The sequence below is a fragment of the Albibacillus kandeliae genome (genome assembly GCF_003116585.1).
Lineage (GTDB): Bacteria > Pseudomonadota > Alphaproteobacteria > Rhodobacterales > Rhodobacteraceae > Albibacillus > Albibacillus kandeliae.
Genome location: NZ_QEHM01000017.1, coordinates 34,537 through 60,035 on the forward strand (window position 1 = coordinate 34,537; position 25,499 = coordinate 60,035).

A 25,499-nucleotide genomic window follows, 5' to 3' on the forward strand; every position below is an offset into this window, starting at 1 on the left:
GCTGGGGATACGCGCTGGCGTTCCCCGTGGATCAACGATGTCCCGGTTCAGGCGGCCGCAGCCCCAAAGGCCGCGATCAGCCCGGCATCCTTCACACCGCGCTCCCGCTCGATCCCGGTCGAGACATCGACCTGCCGCGCACCCGTCAGCCGGATGGCCTCTGCCACGTTGTCGGGGGTCAGCCCGCCCGCGAGCATCCAGGGCACCGGCCAGCGGCGTCCGGCGATCAGCCGCCAGTCAAACGCCAGCCCGTTCCCGCCCGGCAGTTCCGCGCCCTTCGGCGCCTTGGCATCAAGGAGGATCTGATCGGCAACCTTGAGATAGCGTTCGAGGGTCTCGAGGTCCGCCTCGTCGGCGACGCCCACCGCCTTCATCACCGGAAGGCCATAGCGCTCCTTCACTTCGCGGACGCGCTCGGGGCTTTCCTTGCCATGAAGCTGTAGCATGTCGAGCGCGACGCCATCGGTGATCCGGTCCAGCAGCGCGTTGTCCGCATCCACGGTCAGCGCGACCTTCGCGATCCCCTGCGGCACCAGCAGCGCCAGCGGTGCGGCAGCCTCGACCGTCAGGGCGCGGGGCGAGGGAGGAAAGAAGACAAACCCGACATAGGCCGCATTCGCCGCTGCGGCGGCTTCGATATCCTCGGGGCGGGTCAGCCCGCAATATTTGACGCGCGTCTGCATGACCCTTCCCTTACGCCCAAAGCGCATAAAGGAAAAGCGCCCGCCGTCAGTCCAGCAGCGCCAGGACCTCGTCCTTCTCTTCGCGCGATCCGCGCTTGAGATGCTTGACCTCGCGTTCGAGCTTGTCGAGCTCGCGGGTCTTGGTGCTCACCTCGCGGCGATGCTTGTGCTCGCGCAGCCATTCCCAGATGAACCCGACGATCAGGCCCAGCGCCACGCCGCCGAGAACGACGATGAACAGGGGCAGCGAAATGGCCCATGTCACCCCCAGCAGGCCCGCCAGGGCTTCCGGGACCAGCCGCAGGGTCACGACGTCACGGTTGGCCAGCGAGACCGAGATCAACACGATCGCGATCAGCGCCAGGATGGCATAGCGAATGTAACGCATCACAAGCTTACTTTCCGTTCAGGCGGTCCCGCAGCAGTTTGCCGGTCTTGAAGAAGGGAACATACTTCTCTTCCACATGAACGGTCTCGCCCGTGCGCGGGTTCCGACCCACGCGGGAATCCCGCTTCTTGACCGAAAACGCGCCGAAGCCGCGCAACTCAACGCGGTCTCCCCGCGCCATCGCGCCGGTGACCTCTTCAAAGACGGTATTCACGATCCGCTCGACATCTCGTTGGTAGAGATGCGGATTCTCATCAGCAATTTTCTGTATCAGTTCTGACCGGATCATGGTGTGCCCCTCCCAAGGCATCGTTGTTGTTCCGTCTGATCACTTAGCGAGTATAGTTACACTGTCAGGCCCCCAAAACCAGAACTATCGGATTATTCACGGAATTTTCCGCTGGTGGTGGCTGATAACCGCCGGAACTCTCCCCAGACCAGAGACATTGTCGCGCGCTTTGATGCTATTTCAGCCAACCTGTGGCACTTCCGGCCCGCGTGATTCGTGCCGCTGACTGGTCTTTAGAGCACGCTTCGACAGGCCATCGCATCCGGCAAACCGGCAAGGCTGCGCTTGATTCTCACGCGCCATCCGGGCCTCCAGTTCACCGCTTCATCGGCGGTTCTGCCAAAACGACGGGACGGCCCTCGGCTCGCGCTTTTGGTTCTGCAGAACAAGAAACCCCCACCCCCAAAAGAAAAGCCCCGCGGCCTTGCGACCGCGGGGCTTCCCTAATTCAGAAGGCTGTCAGCCTCAGTTGTCGCCCTTCAGGGCTGCACCGAGGATGTCGCCCAGCGACGCGCCGGAGTCGGAGGAACCGTACTGTTCGACGGCTTCCTTCTCTTCTGCGATCTCGCGTGCCTTGATCGACAGGCCCAGACGGCGGGTCTTGCTGTCGACGTTGGTGACGCGGACATCGACGTGGTCACCAACCGAGAAGCGCTCGGGGCGCTGTTCGGCACGGTCACGCGACAGGTCGGAGCGGCGGATGAAGGACTTCATGCCTTCGTATTCCACTTCGATGCCGCCGTCTTCGATCGCGGTCACGGTCACGGTGATCACCGAACCGCGCTTCACGCCGCCAACGGCTTCGGCGAACTTGTCACCGCCCAGCGCCTTGATGGAGAGCGAAATGCGCTCCTTCTCGACGTCCACTTCGGAAACCACAGCCTGGACGATGTCGCCCTTGCGGTAGTTCTGGATGGCATCCTCGCCACGCTCGTCCCAGGACAGGTCGGACAGGTGAACCATGCCGTCGATGTCGCCGTCGAGGCCGATGAACAGACCGAATTCGGTGATGTTCTTGACTTCGCCTTCGACCTCGGTGCCCTCGGGGTGAGTTTCCGAGAAGACTTCCCACGGGTTGCGCATGGTCTGCTTGAGGCCGAGCGAAACGCGACGCTTCGCGGGATCGATCTCGAGAACCATGACGTCGACTTCCTGCGAGGTCGACACGATCTTGCCCGGGTGGACGTTCTTCTTGGTCCAGGACATTTCCGACACGTGGACCAGACCTTCGACGCCCGGCTCCAGCTCGACGAATGCACCGTAGTCGGTGATGTTCGTCACGCGGCCAGCGTGGACGGAGCCCAGCGGGAACTTGGCGCCAACCAGATCCCACGGATCTTCCTGCAGCTGCTTCATGCCGAGGCTGATACGGTGGGTGTCCTTGTTGATCTTGATGACCTGGACCTTGACGGTCTCGCCGATCGACAGGATCTCGGACGGGTGGTTCACACGGCGCCATGCCATGTCGGTGACGTGCAGCAGGCCGTCCACACCGCCCAGGTCGACGAATGCGCCGTACTCGGTGATGTTCTTGACGACGCCGTCAACAGCCTGGCCTTCGGTCAGGTTGCCGATGACTTCAGCGCGTTGCTCGGCACGCGACTCTTCGAGGATCGCGCGGCGCGAGACAACGATGTTGCCACGGCGACGGTCCATCTTGAGGATCTGGAACGGCTGCTTCAGACCCATCAGCGGGCCGGCGTCGCGCACGGGGCGCACGTCAACCTGCGAACCGGGAAGGAAGGCAACTGCGCCGCCGAGGTCGACAGTGAAGCCGCCCTTGACGCGACCGAAGATGGCGCCTTCGACGCGCTCTTCGCTGGCGTATGCTTTTTCCAGACGATCCCATGCTTCTTCACGGCGTGCCATCTCGCGCGAGATGACGGCTTCGCCACGGGCGTTCTCGACCTGACGGAGGAAGACTTCGACCTCGTCACCGACCGAGATGTCGGGCTGTTCGCCGGGATTTGCGAATTCTTTGAGTTCGACGCGGCCTTCCATCTTGTAGCCTACGTCGATAATGGCCTGGCCCGCTTCGATCGCGATGACCTTGCCTTTGACGACACTGCCCTCTTCCGGGGTGTCGATTTCGAAGCTTTCGTTCAGGAGGGCTTCGAATTCCTCCATCGATGTGTTTTGAGCCATGTGCTCTATGAGTTCCTTTTCTTCGGTTTTTGCTGGCCGTGCGGTTGTCTCCGCCGGTCTTTAGGGGTTTCGTTGGTCAGCGGTACCGCAAAACAAAGAGGGCCGGAGCGTTCCGACCCTGCTCATCTCAATGCCCTGCGGTGTTTCCCACCTTGTCGACAGGGCGCCATATAGGCGATCGCGGCCAGCATAGCAAGGCTTTTGCGCCACCACCGGCCCCGGGCGCAGGCAGGGACGGAACCCGAACCGATCTGCCCCGTTTAGCTGAATGATCGTCGCGCTCGTCATAGCTGTCACCGCGGTCGCGCTGGTCTTCGGCGCGGTCTGGGGCGCATGTCTGAACCTGAACAAGAAGACCGAGGGCTTCATTGTAGCGCTGGCCGGCGGGGCGCTGATCGTCTCCATCATGGATGAACTCATCCGCCCTTCGGTCGGGCCGCTCCGTCTCGGGCTCGTCATCGTGATGGTTTTGCTGGGGGCCGGGCTCTTCGCCCTGCTCGACTACCAAGTCGAGCACCGGCTGCGCTCCAGCGGCGGCGCGGGCCTGATGCTGGCGGTAACGCTCGACGGCATTCCCGAGAACCTGGCTCTCGGCAGCGCGCTGATCGGTGCCGATGCGCTGGCGGTCGCCGCGCTGGCCGGGTCGATCTTCCTGTCCAACCTCCCCGAGGCGGCGGGCGGCGCCAAGCAGATGATCGACGATGGCAAGAGCCGAGCGGCGACCCTGGCCCTCTGGTCGGCCGTCGCCGTCCTGCTGGCGGCGGCGGCCCTTCTTGGCAATCTCGGCCTCAGCGACGCGCCGGAGCCGATCCTCGCCGCCATCAAGTGCGTGGCCGCCGGAGCGGTCCTTGCCTCGCTGGCGACCGAGGTCTTTCCCAAGGCCTACAGGATCGAGGCACAATGGAGCGGACTGGCCATCGCCATCGGCCTCTCTATTGCCCTCGTCCTGTCGGAACTGGGCAGCTAGGCTCAGTTGATCTCGGTCACGAAGCTGTCGAGCGGCTTGCGCACCTTCTTGAGGTTCACCAGCCAGTCGCCGGTCTCGTCCCGATAGCCGAGCGGCAGGATCACGACCGAGCGCAGGCCCTTTTCCTTCAGCCCGAGGATCTCGTCAAAGGCAGCGGCGTCGAAGCCTTCCATCGGGGTGCTGTCCACCTCGAGTTCGGCTGCGGCCGCGATGGCGAACCCGAAGGCAATATAGGCCTGACGCGCGGCGTGGTTGAAGTTCACCTCGGCCGGACGCGGCAGGTACATGCCCTTCAGCCGTGCATAGTAGCCTTCCAGCAGTTCCGAACGGCCACCGCGCTCGGCGGCGGAGAGGTCCACGATCTCCTCGATGCGGTCATCGGTGTAGTTGTCCCATGCCGCGAAAACCAGCAGGTGCGACCCTTCGGTAATCTGCGCCTGATCGTTGGCCGCCGCCTGCAGCTTGGCGCGCAGTTCCTTGTTGCGGATCACCAGCAGCTCGAACGGCTGCAGCCCGCTCGACGTGGGCGCGAGGCTGACGGCCTCGACGATCTTGGCGATCTTGTCCTCCGAAACCGTCTTGGACGGGTCCATTTTCTTGGTGGCGTAGCGCCAGTTCAGGTGGTCGAGCACGAATCTATCCTTCCAGTCACAGGAATGTTTGTGATGCGGAGCTATGGAACTGAACGGTTCGGTTCAAGTGCGCACGGCAAAAAAAACTCGAAGAGTTCACGAATGCCCATGTGTCATGAGCAAGCCTTGGGCAAAAGAGAGGGTTCGGATCATCCATGCACAGGCGAAGAGCCCCGCCCGCACAGGTGATGCAACGGGGGTCAGGCCAGATCGCGCCGGCGTTCCACTTCGGCCAGCGCGGCGTCCACGGCGTCCGCGATCTCCATCTCGCTGGTGTCTATCAGCACGGCATCTTCCGCCACCTTCATCGGCGCATCGGCACGGCCCGCATCGCGCGCGTCGCGGGCCAGCACGTCGGCCAGCACCTCGTCAAAGGTCGTCTCCGACCCCGACGCCTGCAGTTCCAGCAGCCGCCGCTGCGCCCGGACCTCCGGGGTCGCGGTCACGAAGAGCTTCACCTCGGCCTCGGGGCAGATCACCGTGCCGATGTCACGTCCGTCCAGCACCGCGCCGCCCGAACGGCGGGCAAAGCTCTGCTGAAACTCCACCAGCGCGCGCCGCACCTCGGGGATAGCCGCGACCTTGCTCGCCGCTTCGGCGACCTCGGCCGTCCGCAGGTTCCCGGCCTCGAGATCGGCAGGCATCAGCATCTCGGCGGCATCGACCGCGTTCGCGCCGCCCAGTACCTTGGCGCCGACCGCACGATACAGCAGGCCGGTGTCCAGATGGGCAAAGCCGAAATGCGCGGCGACCGCCTTTGAAATCGTTCCTTTCCCGGCGGCAGCGGGACCATCGATTGCAACGGTGAACTTCATGCTCTCTCTTTCCGGCGGGCAACAACCACAAGGACAAGGCACGATACAAGTACCGCAAACTTGGCCAAGGTGAACCAATAGGCAAGGCTCGGCGCGGTGTCCACCGGCAGCGCGGGCTGCCAGCCATCCGGCGCAAAGGGCTTGTCCGTCTGCGTCAGGATCAGCCGATTTTCGGACATGTCGATGGCTGCATAGAGCAGGCCCAGAATCACGCCGAGCCGCGGCCACACGCGCCACAGCATCAGCGCCGTGAACAGGGCAAAGGACAGGATGAACAGGCTGTCCATGAAAACGATGTTCGCGCGGTAGGTCGGGTAGAGCGCGTCCAGCCGCAGCGCCAGTTCCGACAGGCTGGCATCGGTATAGCCAAAGATGTTGGACTGCGGCAGCAGCCCTTCCCCCGACTCCGGAGCGATCTTGACCTGGTTCACCAGGATCATCGCCGCAAGGATCAGTGCCGCGGCCTGCCCGAAGAACCGCCGCAGCACCGGGAGCGTCATGCGTTGTCGCGCCGCAGGCTTGCCCCCAGCGACGCCATCAGCGGCTCGAACACCGGGAAGGAGGTCGCGATGGGCGAGCCGTCGTCCACCGAAACCGGCTTCTGGGCGGCCATGCCCATGACGAGGAAGGACATGGCGATACGGTGATCCAGATGGCTCGCGCAGGTCGCGCCACCGGCAACATTACCCGCGCCGACGCCCTCGACCGACCACCAGTCGTCGCCTTCGTCCACCTCGACCCCGCAGGCGCGCAGGCCGACCGCCATCGCGTCGATCCGGTCGCTTTCCTTGACCCGCAGTTCCTTGACCCCGGTCATCATTGTCGTGCCGGTGGCATTGGCCGCAACGACCGACAGGATCGGGTACTCGTCGATCATGCTCGCCGCGCGCTCGGGCGGCACCTCGATGCCCTTCATGTCGGGCGAATAGCGCGCCCGCAGGTCGGCGACCGGTTCGCCACCCTCTTCGCGCTCGTTCTCATAGGTCAGGTCGGCGCCCATCTCGCGCAGCGTGGTAAAAAGCCCAGAGCGCGTCGGGTTCAGCCCGATGCCCGGCACCAGCACGTCCGACCCCGGCACGATCAGCGCCGCGCAGACCGGGAAGGCCGCGCTCGACGGATCGCGCGGCACGGCGATGGTCTGGGGTTTAAGTTCGGGTCGGCCGGTCAGGGTGATGACCCGACCCTCCTCGGTCTCCTCGACCGTCAGCTCCGCCCCGAAGCCGCGCAGCATCCGCTCAGTATGGTCGCGCGTCGCTTCCTTCTCGATCACCACGGTCTTGCCCGGCGCGTTCAGCCCGGCAAGCAGCACCGCCGACTTCACCTGCGCCGAGGGCACCGGCACCACGTAGCGCACCGGCACCGGATCGGCCGCGCCCACGATGGTCATCGGTAGACGCCCGCCCGACCGGCCGACCGACCGGGTCCCGAACAGGGCCAGCGGATCGGTCACCCGCGCCATCGGCCGCTTGTTGAGGCTCGCATCCCCGGTAAAGGTCGCCGAGATCGGAGAGGTGGCCATCGCGCCCATGATCAACCGCACGCCCGTACCCGAGTTGCCGCAGTCGATCACCTGGTCCGGCTCGGCAAATCCGCCGACGCCGACACCGTACACACTCCACTCGCCGCCACCGTGGTCCGTGACCTCGGCACCAAAGGCGCGCATCGCCTTCGCGGTGTCGATCACATCCTCGCCTTCCAGCAGCCCGCTGATCCGGGTCTCGCCCACCGCCATGGCGCCGAGGATCAGCGACCGGTGCGAAATGGACTTGTCCCCCGGTACCTCGGCGCGGCCCGAAAGCGGCCCCGAAAGCGTGGAAGTCATGGGAATGGGTGTGCCGTGTCCGGACATGCAGAGCCCCCTTGGTGATGCCTCTCGATGACTTAGCCAAATGGCCCCGAAGGATCCAGCGCCGAAAGGCCGCGCCCCACCAGCGCGGTATGCGCTAGTGGCCCGGTTAGACGCGGGCCCGGGCATCCCCAGTGAGCCAGTGCCCTAGCACGCCCCGGAGCGGAAAGAATCGCTCAATCACAGGTTGTGTGATAGGATTATCCTCAATTGAATCAGCAAATTTTCACAAAATCGGACCTGGCACATGAACCAGATTGCATCTGCCCTTGCCTCGGGCACGACCACCTATTTTCAGCCCCCGGACCCGACCCCGGCCCTCGCCATCTCGAACGAGAAGAAGATACAGCGCCGCCTTGCCATCCTCGTCGGCTGCGTCGCCTTCGGACTGCCGATCGTCATGATGATCGGGACCTTCTACGGCAACACCTGCTTCCGCCAGAGCATCAGCCACTATTACTACGCCCAGTTCCTCGGAACGCTCTTCGTGGGCATGCTCGTCTTCATCGGCGGCTTCCTGATCGCCTACACGGGCGAACACTGGCTGGAGGATGTCGGCTCCCTCATCGCCGGGCTCGGCGCGATCTGCATCGCGATCTTCCCCACCACGGGCGTCGGTTGCGGCAACACCGCCGCCTTCCTCTCACGCGTCTTCGTCGAATACACGCCCGGCGATCCGGCCACCGTGGCCATGGTGAAGAACAGGGACTACTTCCAGCTGTTCGAGAAGGTGGAGCACTTCCATTCCTTCGCGGCCGGTGCGCTGTTCATCTACCTCGGGATCTACTGCCTCTTCGTGATGAAGCGCATCATCCCCGAGCGGCACATCCGCGACGGCCAACTGATCGACACCAAGCGGCGCCGGAACGTGGTCTACAGCATCTGCGGGATCGTGATCCTGTTTTGTGTCGCCGTGCTGGGATGGGTGGGGCTGGTGGCCTCGGACGAGGTCGTCGCGGCTTGGAACCGCAACCACATGACCTTCTACTTCGAGACGGCGGCGCTCTGGGCCTTTGGCCTAGCGTGGCTGATCAAGGGGCGCCTGATCCCATGGTTGAACGACACCACGCCGCAAGCGGCAATGGCGCCCTGATCAGAGCCGCCGGAAGGTCAGGTAATGCGGCACCCGGCCCTCGCGTAGGGCCTTCTGCTCGTACCGCGTCGACAGCCAGTCGTCCCAGGGCTCGCGCCAGTCGGCGGGCCGTTCGGCCAGCCATTCGAACCCCGCCTGCGGCACCTCTTCCAGCGTCTGGCGCACGTAGTCGGGAATGTCCGTCGCCACGCGGAAGATGGACCCGGGCTTAAGCACCCGCGCCAGCGGCTCGAGGTGTTCCTGCGTGACAAAGCGCCGACGGTGGTGCCGCGTCTTGGGCCATGGATCGGGATAGAGCAGGAAGGCGCGCGAGATGCTCTGCTCCGGCAGCACGTCGAACAGGTCGCGCACATCCCCGGGATGCACGGCGAGGTTCTCGACCCCCGCGCGCCGGATCTTGCCCAGCAGCATGGCGACGCCGTTGATGTAGGGCTCGGCCCCGATGATCCCGGTATCGCGGTTGTTCACGGCCTGATGGACAAGGTGCTCGCCACCGCCGAAACCGACCTCCAGCCAGACCGGCTTGCCCCCGAACAGCGCATCGAGATCCAGCGGCGTGCGCTCGGGGTTCACGTCCCATTCCACCGCGCCCGGAGAGAGCGCAGCGAGGTCTTCGTCGAGGTAGGCCTTCTGGCTCTGCTTCAGGGTCTTGCCCCTGATGCGGCCATAGAAGTTGCGGTGCGGGCGATCGGTCTCGGTCATGGCGGGACGCTCTAGCCGCCCTCTCAACACGACGCAAGCCGGGAGATCCCCCGCCGCCCGACCAAAACTCTTCGAAGAGTCTTGGGAAGAGTTCTCAAGAACTCTTCCCTTCAGCCCTTACCTGTCGAACACGATCACGTTGCGTTTGGCCGCGCCACCAAGGGTGTCGGCAATCGCCTCGTTGATCTGGTCCAGGCTCCAGCGGCCCGAGATCAGCTCGTCCAGCTTCAGCCGGCCCTGCTGGTAGAGGTCGATGATCCACGGGATGTCCCGCTTGATCACCACGTTGCCCATCTTGGACCCGACAAAGCCCTGACCAACGTCGGCCATGAACAGGGGCGAGAACTTGGACATCTGGTCGCCGTGCGGCATGCCCACCATCACCACGTTGCCGCTGTTGGCCAGGTAACGCGGGGCCTGATCATAGACCTGCGCGACCCCCACCGTCACCATGACCACGTCGGCGCCGCGGCCGAGAATCTTCTTCACCGCGCTCCACGGCTTCGGGTCCTTGGCCGAAACCACGTCGGTCGCGCCGAACTCTTTCGCGACCTCCAGCTTCTCGTCCATTAGGTCGACCGCAACGATCCGGCGCGCGCCCGCGACAAGCGCCCCCTGGATGGCGTTCAGCCCCACGCCGCCCGCACCGATCACCACCACGTCCTGTCCGACACGAATGTTCGAGGCGTTCACCGCCGCGCCAACGCCGGTGATCACGCCGCAGGAGATCAGCGAAGCGACGTCCTTGCCGATCTCGTGGGGGATCACCACGACCTGGCTCTGGTCGATCACCACCTTCTCGGCAAACGCCCCGCAGGCCATCGCCTGCAGGATCTTGCCCCCGTCCTTCGTCTTCAGCGCGAGGTCGGTGTCATCGTAATGCGTTTCGCAGGTGGTCAGGTGACCGGAGTAGCACGAGGTGCAGTGACCGCAGGCCCGCACCAGCGTGACGCAGACACTGTCGCCCACCTTGATCCCCTGCACGTTGTCTCCAACCGCAGTGACCCGCCCTGCCGCCTCGTGCCCGTAGACCGCCGGCAGATGGCCGCCGAACCCGCCCTGCGCAAAGGAAATGTCCGAGTGGCAGATCGCCACGGCATCAACCTCGACCTCGACCTGCCCGGTCGCGGGTGCGGCCAGCAGGACCTCTTCGATCACCAGCGGCTTGTTGAATTCGTGACAGACGGCTGCGCGGATGGTTTGCATGGGCGGAACTCCTCTCTCTATACGGCGGCACGTTAGCGGGATGCGGGGGCGACGCAAGCGTGAAACATCATTTCGCAGAGCGGATTCACACCTCTGAAACTTTGACCCTGACGAACAGCAGCAGAGCGGCTGCCAGCAGGATCGCGGCCAGCACGAAAGGGGCCGAGGGCAGGTAGACGGCCGTTCCCGGCGCGGTGAAGACCGCAAAGACCGAGGTCATCGCCAGCGGCGACAGGATGGTCGCCAGCGCATTGGCGCTCGACAGGACGCCCTGCAACTCGCCCTGGGCATCGTCGCCCACCCGCGCCGACATGATCCCCTGCAGCGCCGGGTGAACCAGCGCGCCCAGCGCGGCGACCGGGATCAGCGCCATCGCCAGCGCGCCCTGCGTGACAATAACCAGCAGCAGGCAGGCGAGAATGTCGAAGGCCAGCCCCCAGATCACCGTGCGCCGCTGTCCGAGGCGCCGCAGCATCACCCGGATCAGCACCACCTGCACCAGCGCCGAACTGAGCCCGTAGACCGCCAGCGAGATGCCGACCACCTGCGGCGACCAGCCAAACCGCGCCTGGGTGAAGTAGGCCCAGATCGCCGGGTAGACGTAGAGCCCGACCGAGTAGAAGAAATACACCAGCACCAGCGCCCGCACGCCCGGCAGGTGGCCCAGTTGGCGCACTGCCCCAAAGGGATTCGCGCGCCGCCACTCAAAGGCCCGGCGCGTCCGATCGGTCACCGTTTCGCGCAGCACGAAGGCCCCGAAGACCAGGTTCACCGCCGTCAGCCCCGCCGCCGCATAGAAGGGCGCGCGGGTGCCGTACTCGCCCAGCATCCCGCCGATCAGGGGCCCCAGCACGAACCCAACACCAAACCCCGCGCCGATCAAACCGAAGTTCGCCGCTTTCTCGCCGGGCCGCGAGATGTCGGCCATGTAGGCCCCCGCCGTCGCATGGGTGGCCGCCGTGATGCCACCGATGATCCGGCCCAGCAGCAACAGCCAGACGGTCCCGGCCACCGCCATCAGCAGGTAGTCCAGCACCATGAAGAAGAGCGAGGTCAGCAGCACGGGGCGGCGGCCATAGCGGTCCGACAGGCTGCCGATCAGCGGACTCATTGCGAACTGCATCACCGCAAAGGAACTGGCGAGGATGCCACCCCAGAAGGCCGCGTCCGACAGGGTTCCGCCGCGCACCTCGCGGATCAGGTCGGGCATGATCGGCATGATCAGCCCGATCCCCATCGCATCCAGCACGACCGTTACGACGATGAACAGGACTGGCAGGCGCACGCTTTGGCTCCGCTGGTGGGGCGCAGGTCAGCCCGGTGTTCTGGCGCGCGCCCGAACCGCCCGGGCAAAGGCCGCCGCTTCGGCCGGAGCCTGCCCCATCTGGCAGGAGGGGTCGAACAGTTTCGCTACGTCGAGGTCCGGGAAATCCCGTGCCGCGAGCGTGCGGAGTTCTGTCCCGCTCGACAGGGCCTCCTTGCACAGGGCCTTGACCGCCGCCTGGGCCTCGGGCCGCGACATCTGCTCGGCCAGCGCGAAACTCAGCGCCTCGGCGTGGATCATGCCCAGCCCGCTGCCCAGCGCCGCCGCCATCGCGGACGGCTGGGGCACGAGCCCCTCGACCAGCTTCGCCGCGGTCCGCACCGAGGCCGCAGCCCCGAGCACCACCTGCGGCAGGCTCAGCCACTCGGTGAACCACGCCGCGCCGTCGCGCTGGTACCGGGGCATGGCCGCCCCGTGCAGCGCGCTCAGCAGCGCCGCGCCCTGCCGGCCCAGTGCCACGAGGACCGAGGGGCCGACCGGGTTCTGTTTCTGCGGCATGGTCGAAGATCCGCCCGCGCCGCCCAGCGCCAGCTCGCCGATCCCGGTTTCCACCAGCTCGGTCGCATCCTCGCCCATCTTGCCCAGCGCGAGGCTGACCCGCACGCACCAGTCCGCCAGCCGCAGGACCGGCGCCCGGTCTGTGTGCCAGCTGCGGCCCGGGTCGCCGAGCCCCAGCGCCTTGGCCAGCGCCGCGCGCAAGGCGGCGGCCTCCGGTCCCAGCGCTTCGGCCGTGCCCGCAGCGCCCGAAAGCGAAACCAGCAGGCAGTCGTCGCGCAGACCCTCCAGTTCGCCCAGCAACCCCAGCAGCGGCGAGCCCCATGCGGCGACCACCGCGCCGAAACTGGTCGGCGTCGCGTGCTGCCCATAGGTCCGCGCCGCCATCGGCAGCGCGCCGTGTTGCTCGGCCAGTCCAGCAAGCCGGTCCAGCACGGCGACCAAGTCCGCCTCGATCAGCGCGAGCGCCTGCCGCAGGCGCAGCATCAGCGCGCTGTCGGCGACATCCTGGCTCGTCGCGCCCCAATGCACGAACTGCGCATGTTCCGGCGCCTGCATCAGCCCGCGAAACGCCGTCACCAGCGCGGGAACGCTTACACCGTTGCTGCCCGTCGCCTCGGCCAGACCACCGGGATCGACCTGCAATTCCATCGTCGCGCGGTGGATGGCCCGGGCGGAGAGTTCCGGGATGATCCCCATCTCGCCCTGCGCCTTGGCCAGCGCGCCCTCGACCAGCAGCATGGCCCGCACCTCGGCGCTGTCGGTGAACAGCCGACCGGCCTCGCCCGCGTTGAAGAGTTTGCCGTACAGGGCGCTGTCAAACAGGCTTGCCGCCATCAGAGTCTCCCCGCGATCTGGTCCAGCAGCGCGGCGAGCCCCTTGGGATCCGCGAAGAAGGGTGAATGCGACGTCGGCATTTCGAACACGTGATCCTCCGGCCAGTCCTTGACCATGACCGCCTGGTACTCCGGCGGAATGGTCTGGTCCGCGGTGCAGCGGATGTAGAATTTCTCGACCCGGTCGAAATGCGAACTCAGCTCCAGCGGAGTCGCCTGCGGCAGGATCGCCTGCGGCCCCAGCCTGGGCACGGCATAGGCCACCGCCTCCTCGGGGCAATCGTTGTAGAAGAGCCCCGGCGCCATCTCCGGGTCGATGCGATAGCTGACCCCGCTGGCATCGCGCCGGACCGCCTCGACGATCGGCTGGCGCGGCGCGCGCTTGCGCATGTCGACCATCGAGAGCCCGTTTCGCGGCACGTAGGCACAGAGGTAGACGAGGGCACGCATCCCGTCCGGGTCGACCTCCGCCGCCGCGCTGATCGGGTAGCCGCCCCACGAGTGGCCGACCACCACGGTCTTCTTGTCCGACGCCGCCCTGACGGCCGCGCCGCAGGCCAGCAGGCTCGCCTCGGCCAGTTCGGTCCCGTCGTGACCATTCCCCGGCAGGTCGATGGCGCGGACCTTGTGGCCCAGCGCCTTCAGTTCGGGGATCAGGTCACGCCAGCACCAGGACCCGTGGCAGGAGCCGTGCACCAGAAGGAACTTGGCCATTCACATATCCAGGAAGATGGTTTCGCCTTCGCCCTGAAGGCGGATGTCGAAACGGTAGGTGCCATCCCCGGTCTTCTTCGCCACCAGCGTCGGGATTCGGTTCTGATGCTCGAGCCGGGTCAGCAGCGGGTCGGACGACAGGTCGTCGCCCTCGAAGTACATCCGCGTCTGCAGGCCGATGTTGATGCCGCGTGCCACGATCCAAAGGGCGATATAGGGCGCATTCGGCCCGACCGCGCCGGGCTTGACCGTCTCCAGCACCCATTCCCCGGTTTCGAGGCTCGAAGGCATCCGGCAGAACCCCTGCGCACCGGGGCCGAACCTGCCGTCCGCGCCGGGCTGCCAGGTCTCGACCAGCACGTCCCGCAGCACCGTTCCGGTCCCGTCGATCACCGAACCGGTCACCGTGATCCGCTCGCCCGGGGCCTCCGCCGGGAAGGGCTTCAGCGCGAGGTCTTCGGCATAGATGCCATGAATGCCGACAAAGTTGGGAGTGCAGCCGATATGGACATAGGGTCCGGCGGTCTGCGACGGCGTCTCGGGCAGGTAATCCAGAGGCTGTACCATCTTACATCCCCTCCATCTGGTTCTCGAACATGGTCTGGCGCCGACCGCGCAGCACGATGTCGAACTTGTAGGCAAGGCAATCCATCGGCATCGCCCGGTTCATGTCCAGCGGCGCGACAAGACGCTCGATGGCCGACGGGTCCGCAATCGTCCGGATGATCGGGCAGCGCGGGATCAGCGGGTCACCCTCAAAGTACATCTGGGTGATCAGCCGCTGGCCAAAGCTCGGACCGAACAGCGAAAAGTGGATGTGCATCGGGCGCCAGTCGTTGGGACCGTTCGGCCAGGGATAGGCGCCGGGCCGCACCGTCAGGAACTCGTAGCTGCCGTCGTCCGCGGTGATGGTGCGTCCGCAGCCGCCAAAGTTCGGATCCAGCGGGGCAAGGTAGCCGTCCTTCTTGTGGCGATAGCGCCCGCCCGCGTTGGCCTGCCAGACCTCGACCAGCGCGCCCGGCACCGGGCGGCCCATCTCGTCCAGCACGCGGCCATGCACGATGATCCGCTCGCCGATGGCGGGTTGACCGGTGAAGTTCACCACGAGGTTGTTGTCGAGCTTGCCCAGCAGCTCGTGACCAAAGGTCGGGCCCGAGAGCTCGGTCGGGCTTGCCGGGCCCGAGATCAGCGCCCGCGACGGGCTGCGCGCCACGCTCGACTTGTATCCCGGGGTATGGGCCGGCGGATGACCGTCCCGCTTTCTTGGCAGCAGAGTCATGCGTCGCTCTCCATTTCCGCATAGGTTGCCTTGGCCAGCTTGATCGCGTGGTTGGCCTTGGGCACCCCGCAATAGATGGCTACGTGCTGGAAAACCTCCATCACGTCTTCCTTGGTTGCCCCCGTGCGCGCCGTGGCACGGATATGCATCGGAATTTCCTCGAAGTTGCCCATCGCCGCCAGCAGGGCGAGCGTCAGCATCGACCGTTCCCGGCGCGAGATCGCATCGCCGGCCCAGACGGTGCCCCATGCCCCCTCGGTGATCAGGTTCTGAAACGGCAGGTCGAAGGGCGTCTTGTTCGCCTCGGCCCGGTCGACATGCGCGTCGCCCAGCACCTCGCGGCGCACCTTCATGCCCCGGTCATGGGCCTCAGACATGGCCGATCTCCCGGAAGAACTTGCTCAGCACCTCGGCGTATTCCGCCGGTTTCTCGACGCAGGGCAGATGGCCCGCCCCGCGGATCAGGTGGAACTGCGACCCGGGGATCAGGTCGATGGTTTCCTTCACGAGGTCCGGCGGGGTCGAGCCGTCGCGGTCGCCCGCGATCCCCAGCGCCGGCAGGCGCAGGCCGCTGGTGGGCGTGAAGAAATCGGTGCCCGAAATGGCCGCGGAACAGCCCGCGTAGCCCTCGGCGGGCTGGCGCGCCAGCATGTTGCGCCACAGTTCCAGCTCCGGCGTGTGGCGGAACTCGGGGGCGAACCAGCGCTCCATGACACCATCCGCCATGCTCGGGATACCGTCGCGCAGCACCGCGTTCACGCGCTCCTGCCACATCTCCGGCGTGCCGATCTTGGCCGCGGTATTGGACAGCACCACCGCCCGCACGAGGTCCAGCCGCTTGACCGCAAGGCCCTGCGCGATCATCCCGCCGATCGACAGGCCGACGAAAACGCTGTCCTTAACCCCGAGGTGATCCATCAAAAGCTCGACGTCGCGCACCAGCGAGCCCATCGAATAGGGTGCCTTCGGCATCGACGACAGCCCGTGGCCGCGCTTGTCGTAGCGGATGAACTTCAGCCCCTTGGGCAGAAGCGGCAGAACCGGGTCCCACAGCCGCAGGTCGGTCCCGAGCGAGTTCGCGAACACCACCGGGGCGCCGTCCGGATCGCCGTCGATCCTGTAGTGAAGCCGAACCTCTCCCAAATCAGCGATCTGCATCGTCCCCTCCCGTTCTGGTACTGCCGTTTCTTCTAATCATTTGGCCGCCCCGAGGTAAAGCAACGGGTTGACCGCGCAACTCGCCGCCGCCTCGAAACCGGGCACCGGGCCCTCCGACGAGGAGATCCCGGTTCCCCCGCGTTGACAAGCCCACCCATGCTACATATCCGGAAGCGGCCGAAAAATGTAAGGCCGGTTGGTTATCCCGGCCCTTGCGACCGCAAGTATTAGTCTGACCCCAGAACCCACGGCACCTCACCCCATCGCGGGGCGACGGTGCCTGATTCGTCAGCCCGGCTCCCGCGCACACCGTCAGGAGCACACATGCAGAGCAAGAAACTCGTAATCCTCGCCCAGGTCTTCATCTCGGGCATGATGGCCTGTCTGATGACCGGCTTTTTCGCCCTTATCGAATTCGGACCCACCTGGCATTGGCTGCTGGAATGGGGCCATCGCTTCGTGATCGCATGGCCGGTGGCCTTTCTGTTCTCGCTGCTCGTCGGGCCTTTCGCCTTCCGCATCGCCAGCACCCTGCTGGGGGGACGCCGCGCACCGTGACCGGCACCAGCGCGGCGGCCCCCGCCGCGTCGGGTCAGACCGCGTAGGTTTCCAGCGCCTTGGCAAAGATCTCCGCGTCGACGTTCCCGCCCGAGGCGAGGGCGATCACCGTGTCGCCTTCGACCTCGTCGCCACGGAACAACGCGGCGGCAAGGGCCACGGCACCGCCCGGCTCCAGCACGATCTTCAGACGCATCCATGCCAGCACCATCGCGCGCAGCGCTTCTTCCTCGGTCACGGCAAGCCCCGGACCGCAGAGGCGCTGCATGATTGGAAAGGTGATGTCGCCGGGCTGCGGCGTGATGATCGCGTCGCACAGGCTGCCCGACAGCCTGTCATTGCGCTGGATCGCGCCCGACGACAGCGAGCGCTTCACGTCATCGAACCCTTCCGGCTCGACCGGACGGGCGCGGAGCCCCGGCGCATGTCCTTCCAACGCCAGCGCGACGCCCGAGGTCAGCCCGCCACCACCGCAGCAGACCAGCACATCGGCCTGCGTAATACCTTCCTCGGCGGCCTGTTCGGCAATCTCCAGCCCGGCAGTGCCCTGCCCCGCAATCACCTGCGGTTCATCGAAGGGCTTGATCAGCGTCAGCCCCCGCTCCTCGGACAGCTGCTTGCCGATTGCATCCCGATCGCCCGTCGCCCGATCGTACAGCACCACCTCGGCACCCAGGGCGCGGGTGTTGGCGATCTTCAGCTTCGGTGCGTCCTCCGGCATGATGATGACCGCTGCAACGCCATGACCCCGCGCCGCCGCCGCCACGCCCTGCGCATGGTTGCCGCTGGAAAAGGCGATCACGCCCCGCGCCCGCACCTCCGGCTCCAGCGCCGAGAGCGCCGACCAGCCACCGCGAAACTTGAAGCTGCCGGTGTGCTGGAGGCACTCCGGCTTGACGAAGACGCGGCGCCCCGCGATCTCGTCGAGAAACGGGGAAGACAGCAGCGGCGTGCGCCGGACATGGCCTTTGAGCCGCTCGGCGGCGGCCTCGATCATTTGAAGGTTGCTCATCAGGACTCCAGGACGGCGCGGATCACGGTCAGCGCTTCGGGTTCATCAAGGAAAGGGGCGTGCCCACGGTCGGGCACCACGCCCAGCACCAGACCTTCGCGCCGCCGCGCCATTTCCGCAAGTGTCTCGGCGGTCAGCACATCGGAATTTGCGCCCCGGACCACTCCCGTCGGAACATCCTTCAGCGCCTCGAACAACGGCCACAGATCGGGGATCGGTCCGGCCGCCGCCTGATCCAGCAGGGCCTGCCGCAGCGCAGGGTCATAGCGCAAGGCCAGCCCCCCGCCCGTTTCCTCATAGAAATTCCCGACCATCCGGCGCCAGCGCTCCAGCGTCACGCCGGGAAACTCCGCGCGCATCGAGGCCTCCAGCTGCACCGCCGCAGCGTCGAGATCGGGGGCCGCAGGCGGCTTGCCCACGTACTCCATGATCCGGGCGATCCCGCCCGGGTCCACCACCGGCCCCACGTCGTTCAGCACCACCCCGGCCAGACGGTGCGGAACCGTTGCGGCCAGCACCATCGCGATCAGCCCCCCGCGCGAGGTTCCGATGACGTGGCAACGCTCCACCCCGAGGTGGTCGAGCAGTTCGACGGCATCCAATGCCTCGCGCGGCACCGCGTAATTCGCATGGTTCGGGTCATGGTCGGACTGCCCCCGCCCGCGGTAGTCCATCGCGATCATCCGATACCCCGACAGGAAAGGCGCGAGGAAATCGAAGTCGCGCATGTTCCGCGTCAGTCCGGACAAGCAGAGCACGGGGGTTCCCGTCCCGGTGTCCTCGTAAGCCAGGCGCAGCCCGTCGCTGGTGGTGAAGTGGGGCATCAGAGCCCGGCCTGCGCAGGAATGCCCGTCAGGTCCGAGAGGATCGCCTGCGGAACCCACGGCAACCGGTCCACCGGTTCGCCCGCGCGGTTCACCCAGGCCGTCGCAAAGCCGTAGCCCGCCGCCGCCGCCGCATCCCAGCCGTTGGACGAGACGAACAGAACCTCGCGCGCGTCGCAGCCGAACCGCTGCCCCACGAGGTCATAGACCCGCTTGTCGGGCTTGAAGATCCCAACACTCTCCACCGACAGCACGTCATCCAGCACGTCGCCCAGCCCGGCGGACTTCACCGCGCCATCCAGCATGGCAGGCGAGCCGTTCGAGAGGATGGCGGTCTGCATCCCGCCCGCCTTGAGCGCCTTCAGCATCGCCGGCACCTCCGGGTAGGCCTGCAGTTCCCAGTAGAGGTCCAGCAGCCGCTGGCGCAGCGCTTCATCCCCCTGCAGTCCCGTCGCCTCCAGCGCCCAGTCGAGCCCGTTCTGGGTGACTTCCCAGAAATCCGTATGCGCGTGCGAAATCGCCCTCAGCCACGAATACTGCAACTGCTTGAGCCGCCAGTGCGAGGCCAGCTCGGCCCAACGTTCCCTGAGCGCCGGATTGTCCGATGCCTCTGCCGCCTGGCGCGCAGCTGCCGCCACGTCGAACAGCGTACCATAGGCATCGAAGACGCAGGTGGTGATCTTCATCGCGGTGTCCTCCCCGTTTTGCGCCACACTTGCACAGGCAAACCGCCGGAAAAAGGCCCGGCCACACGGTTTACATAGCTGTGAGAAGCTTTAGGCTTGGGGCCATCAGAGCACCCGCGAGAGCGACGCGGCCTTTGCAACTCACTCCGAACAGATTGGATCTCTCATGACGCAGGTGAAGAACGGCGACACCGTACATATTCATTATACCGGCACTTTGGACGACGGCACGACCTTCGACAGCTCCGAAGGACGCGAACCCCTGGCGTTCGAGGTCGGATCAGGCCAGATCATCGCCGGGCTCGACATCGCTATCCCCGGCATGGAAGTCGGCGACAAGAAGACCGTGAACGTCCCCTGTGACCAGGCGTATGGCCCGATCAACCCGGCGATGCGGCAGGCCGTCCCGCGCGAGGGCATCCCCGACAATATCCCGCTCGACCTCGGCACCCGCCTCCAGATGCAGACCCCCGAGGGGCAGGTCATGCCGGTGACGGTTGTCGATGTCAGCGAAACCGAGGTGACGCTGGACGCCAACCATCCGCTCGCCGGTCAGGACCTGACCTTCGCCATCGAGCTGGTCGCCATCGCTGAAGCGGCCTGAGGTCCTCGGGGCGTTGGCATAAACTTTTCCTGCCGCGCCCCTTGACCTTCCAGTTACTGGAAGACCTATCTGCACGGTGCAACCAGATTCAGGAGGCACCGATGCAGGGGCAACAACGGTTCAAACTCTCGGTCGAAGGCATGTCCTGCGCGTCCTGCGCCGGGCGTGTCGAGAAGGCGCTTGCCGGTGTCGAAGGCATCGAGGATGTCGCCGTCAACCTCGCCAGCGAAGAGGCCGGTTTCGAGATCGACAGCCCCGAGCGGCTCGCTGACGCGGCGCAGGCGCTTGATACCGCAGGCTATCCGGCGCGGCGCGCGAGTGTCCTGCTGAACGTGCAGTCCATGTCCTGCGCCTCCTGCGTCGGCCGCGTGGACAAGGCGCTTACGGCGGTGCCCGGCGTGCTGGACGTCAACGTCAACCTCGCCGCCGAAACCGCCAGTGTCACCTACCTGACCGGCGCCACCGATCCCGAGCGCATCGCCGCAGCCGCGACCGGGGCAGGCTACCCCGCCTCGATCGCCACCCGCACCGGCGACAGCGATCGTGTCGCGCGCAAGGAAGAAGAGGCCCTGCACCTGCGGCGCCAACTGATCGTCGCCGCCGCGCTCACTCTACCGGTGTTCCTGCTCGAAATGGGCGGTCACCTGATCCCCGCACTGCATCACCTGATCGGTAACACCATCGGTCACCAGGCCAGCTGGTACCTCCAGTTCGTCCTGACCACCCTTGTCCTCGTCGGACCGGGCCGGATGTTCTACGTGCGCGGCATACCCGCGCTGCTCAAGGGCGCGCCTGACATGAACAGCCTCGTGGCGGTCGGTACCGGCGCAGCCTATCTCTATTCCGTGGTCGCGACCTTCCTGCCCGCGCTCCTCCCCGATGCCGTGCGCGCCGTCTACTTCGAGGCCGCCGCCGTCATCGTCGTTCTCATCCTTGTCGGCCGTTTCCTCGAGGCCCGCGCCAAGGGGCGCACCGGCGCCGCGATTCAGAAACTGCTCAAGCTGCGCCCGCAGACGGCACAGGTCCGCCGCGGCGGCAGCTTTGTCGAACTCGGCCTCGAAGAGGTCGTGACCGGAGACATCCTGCTGGTCCGCCCCGGCGAACGCATCGCCGTGGATGGCACTGTCACCGAGGGCGAGAGCCACGTGGACGAGAGCATGATCACCGGCGAGCCGCTGCCCGTCACCAAGCAGGCCGGGGCCGAGGTCACCGGCGGCACCGTGAACGGATCGGGCAGCCTCCAGTTCCGCGCCACCCGCGTCGGGGCGGACACCGTGCTCGCCCAGATCATTCGCATGGTCGAAGACGCGCAGGGCGCCAAGCTGCCGGTTCAGGGGCTGGTGGATCGCATCACCCTTTACTTCGTCCCGGTCATCATGGCGGTTGCGCTGCTGACCGTCGTGGCCTGGCTGGTCTTCGCCCCTGCCCCGGCGCTGACGCTTGCCCTTGTCGCGGGCGTCTCGGTTCTGATCATCGCCTGCCCCTGCGCGATGGGCCTCGCGACGCCCACCTCCATCATGGTCGGCACCGGCCGCGCGGCCGAACTTGGTGTGCTCTTCCGCAAGGGTGACGCGCTGCAAAGCCTCGGCGACATCGGTGTCGTCGCCCTCGACAAGACCGGCACCGTGACCGAAGGCCGCCCCGAACTCACCGATCTTCTGCCCGCCGAGGGGCTGTCCCGCGCCGAGGTTCTGGGCGCCGTCGCCGCCGTCGAGGCACAGTCAGAGCATCCCATCGCTTCCGCCATTCTCCGCGCCGCGCGGATCGAGAACGTGCCCGTGCCAGAGGCCAAGGGCTTCACCTCGGCAACCGGTTACGGCGCCAGTGCCCAAGTCGGCGGCCGGACCGTTCTGGTCGGGGCCGGGCGTTACATGGAGCGCGAGGGCATCGCGCTCGGAGACTTCGCTGCGAAGGAAGCGGACCTCGCCTCGCAGGGACGCACCGCCCTCTTCGCCGCCATCGACGGGCAGATCGCCGCGCTCATCGGGGTCTCCGACCCGGTGAAACCAGCCAGCCGGGCCGCCATCGCCGCGTTGCATGCCCGGGGCCTCAAGGTCGCGATGATCACCGGTGACAAGAAGGAAACCGCCGAGGCCATCGCCCGCGAGACCGGGATCGACCACGTGGTCGCCGGTGTCCTGCCCGACGGCAAGGTCGCCGCGCTCGACAGCCTGCGCGCGGAGGGCCTCAAGGTCGCCTTCGTCGGGGACGGCATCAACGACGCCCCCGCGCTGGCCCATGCGGACGTGGGCATCGCCATCGGAACCGGCACCGACGTCGCCATCGACTCCGCCGACGTTGTGCTGATGTCCGGCGACCTGCGGGGCGTGGTCAACGCCTTCGAAGTGTCCCGCATGACCATGCGCAACATCCGGCAGAACCTGTTCTGGGCCTTCGGCTACAACGTCGCGCTGGTGCCCGTGGCCGCGGGTGTGCTCTACCCGGCCTTCGGCCTCCTGCTCTCCCCGGTGCTCGCTGCGGGTGCAATGGCGCTATCCTCGTTCTTCGTGCTCAGCAATGCGCTGCGCCTGCGCCGGATCGCCCCGGCGATGGAAGAACGTGCGCGCCCGGCCCCCGTGGCCAGCACGGCGATGCGCCCGGCCGAATGACCGTGCCTCAGCCTTCCCGCTGACCCTGGCGCAGGACCTCGAGCCATTCGGCCGAGGTCCCGCCCCCGGAGAGCGCAAGGATCGGACCAAGCTCGGCCAGCACCGCCTCGCTCTGGGTCGGCCGCAGAAAGGCAAAACCGTCGACCGGAGAGGCGGGCAATTCCGGACCCGACCAGACCTCCTGGTTCGAGGAATGACCGAAGGTCCGTGAATATGTATAGCCCTCGGGATAGACCGGCCTGCCCTTCCAGTATCCACCCCAGATCGCGATCTGCGCCCGGTGCGCCCGGCCAAGGTATTGCCGGAAGGCCCCCATCGCGGGCAGCGGATTGTGCGGCAGGTACTTCAGGATCGGCGTGGCGATGAAGGCAGCCGGTTGAAACGCCTCGCCCGCCCCGTCGAAATCGGTTGGCTTGACCAGCACCGAGCCGAGCGCAACCTCGTTCACCGGCCCCGTCGGCGCATAGCGCGAAAAGGTCATGCTGCCGCCGCTGTTCACGATGGCATCCGCCCGCAGCGCTTTCGCGAACTCTCCGACCCGTGCCAGCGCGCCATCGACCCGCGCAGACTCGCGCCGCCCCATGCCCCCCTTCAGCTTGGCAAGGTGCGGCTCGTACCCCATCACCCCCGCAAAGCGCAGCTCGGGCCGCGCCGCCAGCGCATCGCGAACGACGGACAGCTGGTCGATCCGCACACCGCCGCGATGCAGCCCCACGTCCACCTCCAGCGCGACCGAGAGCGTCACGCCCTGCGCCTGCGCCAGTTCGGCGTATTGCCCGATCCGCTCCACCGTATCAACCAGCCAGATCACGCGCTCCGCTGCAGCCGGACAGGTCTCCAGCACCCGCGCTGCGGTCTTCACCGGGAAGGGCTTTCCCAACAGGTGGTTGGCCTCGGGCCGCCGGGTCAGCAGCGTCATCAGCATGTCGTCCGAAAAGGTCATCAGCCGATCGGTCTCCAGCCCCTCCATCGCCATGTCGATCAGGGACAACGAGGGCAGGGACTTGGCGACAATACGCCGGGCCAACCCCGCGCCGATCCGGCCGCGCGCCACCTTTATGTTCGCGCGGTAGCGGTCGAGGTCCACGACGACGACCGGCTGACTCACGCCATGCGCGGTCAACTGGGCCGACAGCCCTTCGAAATACGCCGTCACGATCCGAATACCTCTCTCATGGCCGGGGACATAAAGCGCCCGCCGGGGTCAAGCCGCGCCCGCAGGGCATCGAAGGCGGGAAGGTCTGGATAGAGCGCCTCGAGGTCCGCCCGCTTCAGCGAATGCATCTTGCCCCAATGGGGGCGGCCGCCCACCGCCCGAAAGATCGCTTCGACATCGCGGAAATAGGCCTCGTAGGGTTCGCCCGCCGCGACATGCACCGCGACCGAGACGCGTCCACCGCCCTGGAACGGCGAAAGCCAGCCATCGTCCCCGGCCGTACGGCGTACCTCGATGGGAAAGTAAACCTCCGGATGCCGCCGCTCGGTCAGCGAAGCAACCTCGCGGATCACATCGGGCGCTGCGTCCGGCGGCAGATGATACTCCATCTCCACGAACTTCACGTCGCGCGGCTTGGACAGCACCCGCCAGCTCTCGCCCACGTAATCCTCGTTCCCCTGCAACGCCAGGATCAGGCTCATCAGCCAGCGCCTCAGACCGGGCGACAGCCGCCCGGCACTGCGCGCCACGCCGATCGCGCGGACACCGATATTGTCTAGGTCCATCGGCGGCTTGCCCCTCGGCTGGTCGGAAATGTCGTGGATCACCCGGATCGCCTTGCCGGAATAGGGCAGCCAGAAGAACTCGAAATGCCGGTGCGCCTGTGCAAGGGCCTCCATCTCCGTCAGGATCTCGTCCAGCGGCACCACCTTCACCTGCCGCCTGAGGTCATAGGCAGGAACCACCATCATCTCGATCTCGAGGAGGATGCCCAGCATCCCCAGCGAGACACGCGCCCCGGGTATGTCGTCGGGCGCAAGGTCCACGATATCTCCGGTTGCGGTCATCAGGCGCGCGCCCGTCATCTCGCCCGAGATGCAGGGTAGGTCCGCGCCGGTGCCATGCGTCGCCGTGCCCATCGCCCCCGCGAGGCTCTGCACGTTGATGTCACCGAGATTCCGGAATGCCTTGCCATGTTCGGCCAGAGCGAGGGACAGCGCGTTCAGCTTCTCCGTGGCCTTCACGCGCACCCGGTCGCCATCGACCGAGATCACCGCCGGTCCCTCGATCCCCGAGGGGTCGATCACCAGGTTTTCGCCGGCGACCACCGGGGTAAACGAATGGCCCGCGCCGGCGCATCGCACCGGTCCTGTCGCGTTGATAACGATCTGTCGCAGCTCTTCGACGGTCCTCGCGGCCATCACCTGCGGCGCGCTCTGGTTTCCGGCCCAATTCGTCCACATGCGCGTTCCTCCTCGCCTGTCGAGGGTGTCGCGCAACGTGCGTTAATACAAATGCGAATTACCCCGCTGCCGCGAGGTCACTTGCCGTATTGTTCTGTATTTGGGGGTGTTTTGATCGATATAGAGAGAAGGATGTTTACTAGGTCTGGCGATGCCCTACTCTCCCACGTCTTGAGACGCAGTACCATTGGCGCAAAGGCACTTAACTTCCGGGTTCGGAAAGGGACCGGGTGT

General features: G+C 66.2%; 25 protein-coding genes, 1 rRNA gene and 2 pseudogenes. 5 read left to right on the forward strand and 23 right to left on the reverse strand.

The window, feature by feature from the left end; genetic code table 11:
• Positions 1 to 47: 47 nt before the first annotated feature.
• The 4 genes and pseudogenes from DDT93_RS25720 to rpsA all read right to left on the reverse strand — a co-directional run.
• A complete protein-coding gene (locus tag DDT93_RS25720) occupies positions 48 to 683 on the reverse strand; it encodes a phosphoribosylanthranilate isomerase (RefSeq protein WP_109468794.1) in 636 nt (211 codons plus the stop codon).
• 46 nt (positions 684 to 729) lie between these two features.
• A complete protein-coding gene (locus tag DDT93_RS25725) occupies positions 730 to 1,071 on the reverse strand; it encodes a lipopolysaccharide assembly protein LapA domain-containing protein (protein WP_109468795.1) in 342 nt (113 codons plus the stop codon).
• 7 nt (positions 1,072 to 1,078) lie between these two features.
• On the reverse strand, positions 1,079 to 1,360 hold the full coding sequence (ihfB, locus tag DDT93_RS25730; protein WP_109468819.1) for an integration host factor subunit beta: 282 nt from the start codon (positions 1,358 to 1,360) through the stop codon (positions 1,079 to 1,081).
• 465 nt (positions 1,361 to 1,825) lie between these two features.
• Positions 1,826 to 3,520 (reverse strand): annotated as a pseudogene (gene rpsA / locus DDT93_RS25735) (30S ribosomal protein S1); the annotation flags it as partial.
• A gap of 253 nt (positions 3,521 to 3,773) precedes the next feature.
• Here rpsA and DDT93_RS25740 point away from each other — a divergent pair.
• On the forward strand, positions 3,774 to 4,472 hold the full coding sequence (locus tag DDT93_RS25740) for a ZIP family metal transporter (protein ID WP_109468797.1): 699 nt from the start codon (positions 3,774 to 3,776) through the stop codon (positions 4,470 to 4,472).
• 2 nt (positions 4,473 to 4,474) lie between these two features.
• Here DDT93_RS25740 and DDT93_RS25745 read toward each other — a convergent pair whose 3' ends face one another.
• The 4 genes from DDT93_RS25745 to aroA form a co-directional block, all read right to left on the reverse strand.
• Positions 4,475 to 5,104 (reverse strand): nitroreductase family protein, encoded by a 630-nt coding sequence (locus DDT93_RS25745; protein ID WP_269800960.1) that lies wholly within the window; start codon positions 5,102 to 5,104, stop codon positions 4,475 to 4,477.
• Positions 5,105 to 5,304: 200 nt separating this feature from the next.
• Positions 5,305 to 5,919: a (d)CMP kinase gene (locus DDT93_RS25750; protein WP_109468798.1), complete on the reverse strand. Its 615-nt coding sequence runs from the start codon at positions 5,917 to 5,919 to the stop codon at positions 5,305 to 5,307.
• Positions 5,916 to 6,419: a hypothetical protein gene (locus DDT93_RS25755; RefSeq protein ID WP_109468799.1), complete on the reverse strand. Its 504-nt coding sequence runs from the start codon at positions 6,417 to 6,419 to the stop codon at positions 5,916 to 5,918. Before DDT93_RS25755 ends, DDT93_RS25750 begins: the two co-directional genes overlap by 4 nt.
• Entirely contained in the window at positions 6,416 to 7,768 is a 1,353-nt protein-coding gene (aroA, locus tag DDT93_RS25760) for a 3-phosphoshikimate 1-carboxyvinyltransferase (protein WP_109468800.1), read from the reverse strand. The genes DDT93_RS25755 and aroA overlap by 4 nt, the downstream gene beginning before the upstream one ends.
• A gap of 244 nt (positions 7,769 to 8,012) precedes the next feature.
• Here aroA and DDT93_RS25765 point away from each other — a divergent pair, with 244 nt between their 5' ends.
• Positions 8,013 to 8,858 carry a hypothetical protein gene (locus DDT93_RS25765; protein WP_109468801.1) on the forward strand — a complete coding sequence of 282 codons (846 nt, stop codon included), beginning with the start codon at positions 8,013 to 8,015 and terminating at the stop codon, positions 8,856 to 8,858.
• On the opposite strand, the gene trmB is transcribed toward DDT93_RS25765, so the two are convergent.
• From trmB to pcaD, 9 genes and pseudogenes are all read right to left on the reverse strand, one after another.
• Positions 8,859 to 9,560 carry a tRNA (guanine(46)-N(7))-methyltransferase TrmB gene (trmB, locus tag DDT93_RS25770; RefSeq protein ID WP_109468802.1) on the reverse strand — a complete coding sequence of 234 codons (702 nt, stop codon included), beginning with the start codon at positions 9,558 to 9,560 and terminating at the stop codon, positions 8,859 to 8,861.
• Positions 9,561 to 9,677: 117 nt separating this feature from the next.
• Positions 9,678 to 10,766: a zinc-binding dehydrogenase gene (locus DDT93_RS25775; protein ID WP_109468803.1), complete on the reverse strand. Its 1,089-nt coding sequence runs from the start codon at positions 10,764 to 10,766 to the stop codon at positions 9,678 to 9,680.
• Between the two features lie 85 nt (positions 10,767 to 10,851).
• Positions 10,852 to 12,063: pseudogene (locus tag DDT93_RS25780) on the reverse strand (TCR/Tet family MFS transporter); the annotation flags it as partial.
• Positions 12,064 to 12,078: 15 nt separating this feature from the next.
• Positions 12,079 to 13,422, reverse strand: coding sequence for a lyase family protein (locus tag DDT93_RS25785; protein WP_109468805.1), 1,344 nt, complete (start codon positions 13,420 to 13,422; stop codon positions 12,079 to 12,081).
• Positions 13,422 to 14,135, reverse strand: coding sequence for an alpha/beta fold hydrolase (locus tag DDT93_RS25790; RefSeq protein WP_109468806.1), 714 nt, complete (start codon positions 14,133 to 14,135; stop codon positions 13,422 to 13,424). Before DDT93_RS25790 ends, DDT93_RS25785 begins: the two co-directional genes overlap by 1 nt.
• A complete protein-coding gene (gene pcaG, locus DDT93_RS25795) occupies positions 14,136 to 14,702 on the reverse strand; it encodes a protocatechuate 3,4-dioxygenase subunit alpha (RefSeq protein WP_109468807.1) in 567 nt (188 codons plus the stop codon).
• A gap of 1 nt (position 14,703) precedes the next feature.
• Positions 14,704 to 15,414 carry a protocatechuate 3,4-dioxygenase subunit beta gene (gene pcaH, locus DDT93_RS25800; protein WP_109468808.1) on the reverse strand — a complete coding sequence of 237 codons (711 nt, stop codon included), beginning with the start codon at positions 15,412 to 15,414 and terminating at the stop codon, positions 14,704 to 14,706.
• The gene (gene pcaC, locus DDT93_RS25805; protein ID WP_109468809.1) at positions 15,411 to 15,791 is read right to left on the reverse strand and encodes a 4-carboxymuconolactone decarboxylase; all 381 of its coding nucleotides are present in this window, start codon (positions 15,789 to 15,791) and stop codon (positions 15,411 to 15,413) included. Before pcaC ends, pcaH begins: the two co-directional genes overlap by 4 nt.
• Positions 15,784 to 16,572: a 3-oxoadipate enol-lactonase gene (gene pcaD, locus DDT93_RS25810; RefSeq protein ID WP_109468810.1), complete on the reverse strand. Its 789-nt coding sequence runs from the start codon at positions 16,570 to 16,572 to the stop codon at positions 15,784 to 15,786. Before pcaD ends, pcaC begins: the two co-directional genes overlap by 8 nt.
• A 324-nt stretch (positions 16,573 to 16,896) precedes the next feature.
• On the opposite strand from pcaD, the gene DDT93_RS25815 reads away from it, so the two are divergent.
• Entirely contained in the window at positions 16,897 to 17,130 is a 234-nt protein-coding gene (locus DDT93_RS25815; RefSeq protein ID WP_109468811.1) for a DUF2798 domain-containing protein, read from the forward strand.
• A 34-nt stretch (positions 17,131 to 17,164) separates the two neighbouring features.
• Here the strand turns inward: DDT93_RS25815 and DDT93_RS25820 are convergent, their stop codons facing one another.
• From DDT93_RS25820 to DDT93_RS25830, 3 genes are read right to left on the reverse strand one after another with little or no spacing between them, the layout of a single operon-like run.
• Positions 17,165 to 18,142 carry a threonine ammonia-lyase gene (locus tag DDT93_RS25820; protein ID WP_109468812.1) on the reverse strand — a complete coding sequence of 326 codons (978 nt, stop codon included), beginning with the start codon at positions 18,140 to 18,142 and terminating at the stop codon, positions 17,165 to 17,167.
• Positions 18,142 to 18,966, reverse strand: coding sequence for an alpha/beta fold hydrolase (locus DDT93_RS25825; RefSeq protein ID WP_109468813.1), 825 nt, complete (start codon positions 18,964 to 18,966; stop codon positions 18,142 to 18,144). The genes DDT93_RS25820 and DDT93_RS25825 overlap by 1 nt, the downstream gene beginning before the upstream one ends.
• Complete coding sequence (locus tag DDT93_RS25830) at positions 18,966 to 19,652, reverse strand: haloacid dehalogenase type II (RefSeq protein WP_109468814.1); 687 nt, start codon at positions 19,650 to 19,652, stop codon at positions 18,966 to 18,968. The genes DDT93_RS25825 and DDT93_RS25830 overlap by 1 nt, the downstream gene beginning before the upstream one ends.
• Positions 19,653 to 19,818: 166 nt before the next feature.
• On the opposite strand from DDT93_RS25830, the gene DDT93_RS25835 reads away from it, so the two are divergent.
• Together DDT93_RS25835 and DDT93_RS25840 are read left to right on the forward strand one after the other, a co-directional pair.
• Positions 19,819 to 20,256, forward strand: a complete 438-nt coding sequence (locus DDT93_RS25835; protein ID WP_109468815.1) for an FKBP-type peptidyl-prolyl cis-trans isomerase — start codon at positions 19,819 to 19,821, stop codon at positions 20,254 to 20,256.
• Positions 20,257 to 20,357: 101 nt separating this feature from the next.
• On the forward strand, positions 20,358 to 22,865 hold the full coding sequence (locus tag DDT93_RS25840) for a heavy metal translocating P-type ATPase (protein ID WP_109468816.1): 2,508 nt from the start codon (positions 20,358 to 20,360) through the stop codon (positions 22,863 to 22,865).
• A gap of 7 nt (positions 22,866 to 22,872) precedes the next feature.
• On the opposite strand, the gene DDT93_RS25845 is transcribed toward DDT93_RS25840, so the two are convergent.
• From DDT93_RS25845 to rrf, 3 genes are all read right to left on the reverse strand, one after another.
• Positions 22,873 to 24,021, reverse strand: a complete 1,149-nt coding sequence (locus DDT93_RS25845; RefSeq protein WP_157960303.1) for an alanine racemase — start codon at positions 24,019 to 24,021, stop codon at positions 22,873 to 22,875.
• Positions 24,018 to 25,265 carry a D-arabinono-1,4-lactone oxidase gene (locus DDT93_RS25850; protein ID WP_109468818.1) on the reverse strand — a complete coding sequence of 416 codons (1,248 nt, stop codon included), beginning with the start codon at positions 25,263 to 25,265 and terminating at the stop codon, positions 24,018 to 24,020. The genes DDT93_RS25845 and DDT93_RS25850 overlap by 4 nt, the downstream gene beginning before the upstream one ends.
• Before the next feature lie 143 nt (positions 25,266 to 25,408).
• Positions 25,409 to 25,499, reverse strand: a 5S ribosomal RNA gene (gene rrf, locus DDT93_RS25855); the annotation flags it as partial.

Coding starts and splice junctions, on each gene's coding strand:
- DDT93_RS25720 (WP_109468794.1), bottom strand. CDS start 683: ATGCAGACGCGCGTCAAATATTGCGGGCTGACCCGCCCCGAGGATATC.
- DDT93_RS25725 (WP_109468795.1), bottom strand. CDS start 1,071: ATGCGTTACATTCGCTATGCCATCCTGGCGCTGATCGCGATCGTGTTG.
- ihfB (WP_109468819.1), bottom strand. CDS start 1,360: ATGATCCGGTCAGAACTGATACAGAAAATTGCTGATGAGAATCCGCAT.
- DDT93_RS25740 (WP_109468797.1), top strand. CDS start 3,774: ATGATCGTCGCGCTCGTCATAGCTGTCACCGCGGTCGCGCTGGTCTTC.
- DDT93_RS25750 (WP_109468798.1), bottom strand. CDS start 5,919: ATGAAGTTCACCGTTGCAATCGATGGTCCCGCTGCCGCCGGGAAAGGA.
- DDT93_RS25755 (WP_109468799.1), bottom strand. CDS start 6,419: ATGACGCTCCCGGTGCTGCGGCGGTTCTTCGGGCAGGCCGCGGCACTG.
- aroA (WP_109468800.1), bottom strand. CDS start 7,768: ATGTCCGGACACGGCACACCCATTCCCATGACTTCCACGCTTTCGGGG.
- DDT93_RS25765 (WP_109468801.1), top strand. CDS start 8,013: ATGAACCAGATTGCATCTGCCCTTGCCTCGGGCACGACCACCTATTTT.
- trmB (WP_109468802.1), bottom strand. CDS start 9,560: ATGACCGAGACCGATCGCCCGCACCGCAACTTCTATGGCCGCATCAGG.
- DDT93_RS25775 (WP_109468803.1), bottom strand. CDS start 10,766: ATGCAAACCATCCGCGCAGCCGTCTGTCACGAATTCAACAAGCCGCTG.
- DDT93_RS25785 (WP_109468805.1), bottom strand. CDS start 13,422: ATGGCGGCAAGCCTGTTTGACAGCGCCCTGTACGGCAAACTCTTCAAC.
- DDT93_RS25790 (WP_109468806.1), bottom strand. CDS start 14,135: ATGGCCAAGTTCCTTCTGGTGCACGGCTCCTGCCACGGGTCCTGGTGC.
- pcaG (WP_109468807.1), bottom strand. CDS start 14,702: ATGGTACAGCCTCTGGATTACCTGCCCGAGACGCCGTCGCAGACCGCC.
- pcaH (WP_109468808.1), bottom strand. CDS start 15,414: ATGACTCTGCTGCCAAGAAAGCGGGACGGTCATCCGCCGGCCCATACC.
- pcaC (WP_109468809.1), bottom strand. CDS start 15,791: ATGTCTGAGGCCCATGACCGGGGCATGAAGGTGCGCCGCGAGGTGCTG.
- pcaD (WP_109468810.1), bottom strand. CDS start 16,572: ATGCAGATCGCTGATTTGGGAGAGGTTCGGCTTCACTACAGGATCGAC.
- DDT93_RS25815 (WP_109468811.1), top strand. CDS start 16,897: ATGCAGAGCAAGAAACTCGTAATCCTCGCCCAGGTCTTCATCTCGGGC.
- DDT93_RS25820 (WP_109468812.1), bottom strand. CDS start 18,142: ATGAGCAACCTTCAAATGATCGAGGCCGCCGCCGAGCGGCTCAAAGGC.
- DDT93_RS25825 (WP_109468813.1), bottom strand. CDS start 18,966: ATGCCCCACTTCACCACCAGCGACGGGCTGCGCCTGGCTTACGAGGAC.
- DDT93_RS25830 (WP_109468814.1), bottom strand. CDS start 19,652: ATGAAGATCACCACCTGCGTCTTCGATGCCTATGGTACGCTGTTCGAC.
- DDT93_RS25835 (WP_109468815.1), top strand. CDS start 19,819: ATGACGCAGGTGAAGAACGGCGACACCGTACATATTCATTATACCGGC.
- DDT93_RS25840 (WP_109468816.1), top strand. CDS start 20,358: ATGCAGGGGCAACAACGGTTCAAACTCTCGGTCGAAGGCATGTCCTGC.
- DDT93_RS25850 (WP_109468818.1), bottom strand. CDS start 25,265: ATGTGGACGAATTGGGCCGGAAACCAGAGCGCGCCGCAGGTGATGGCC.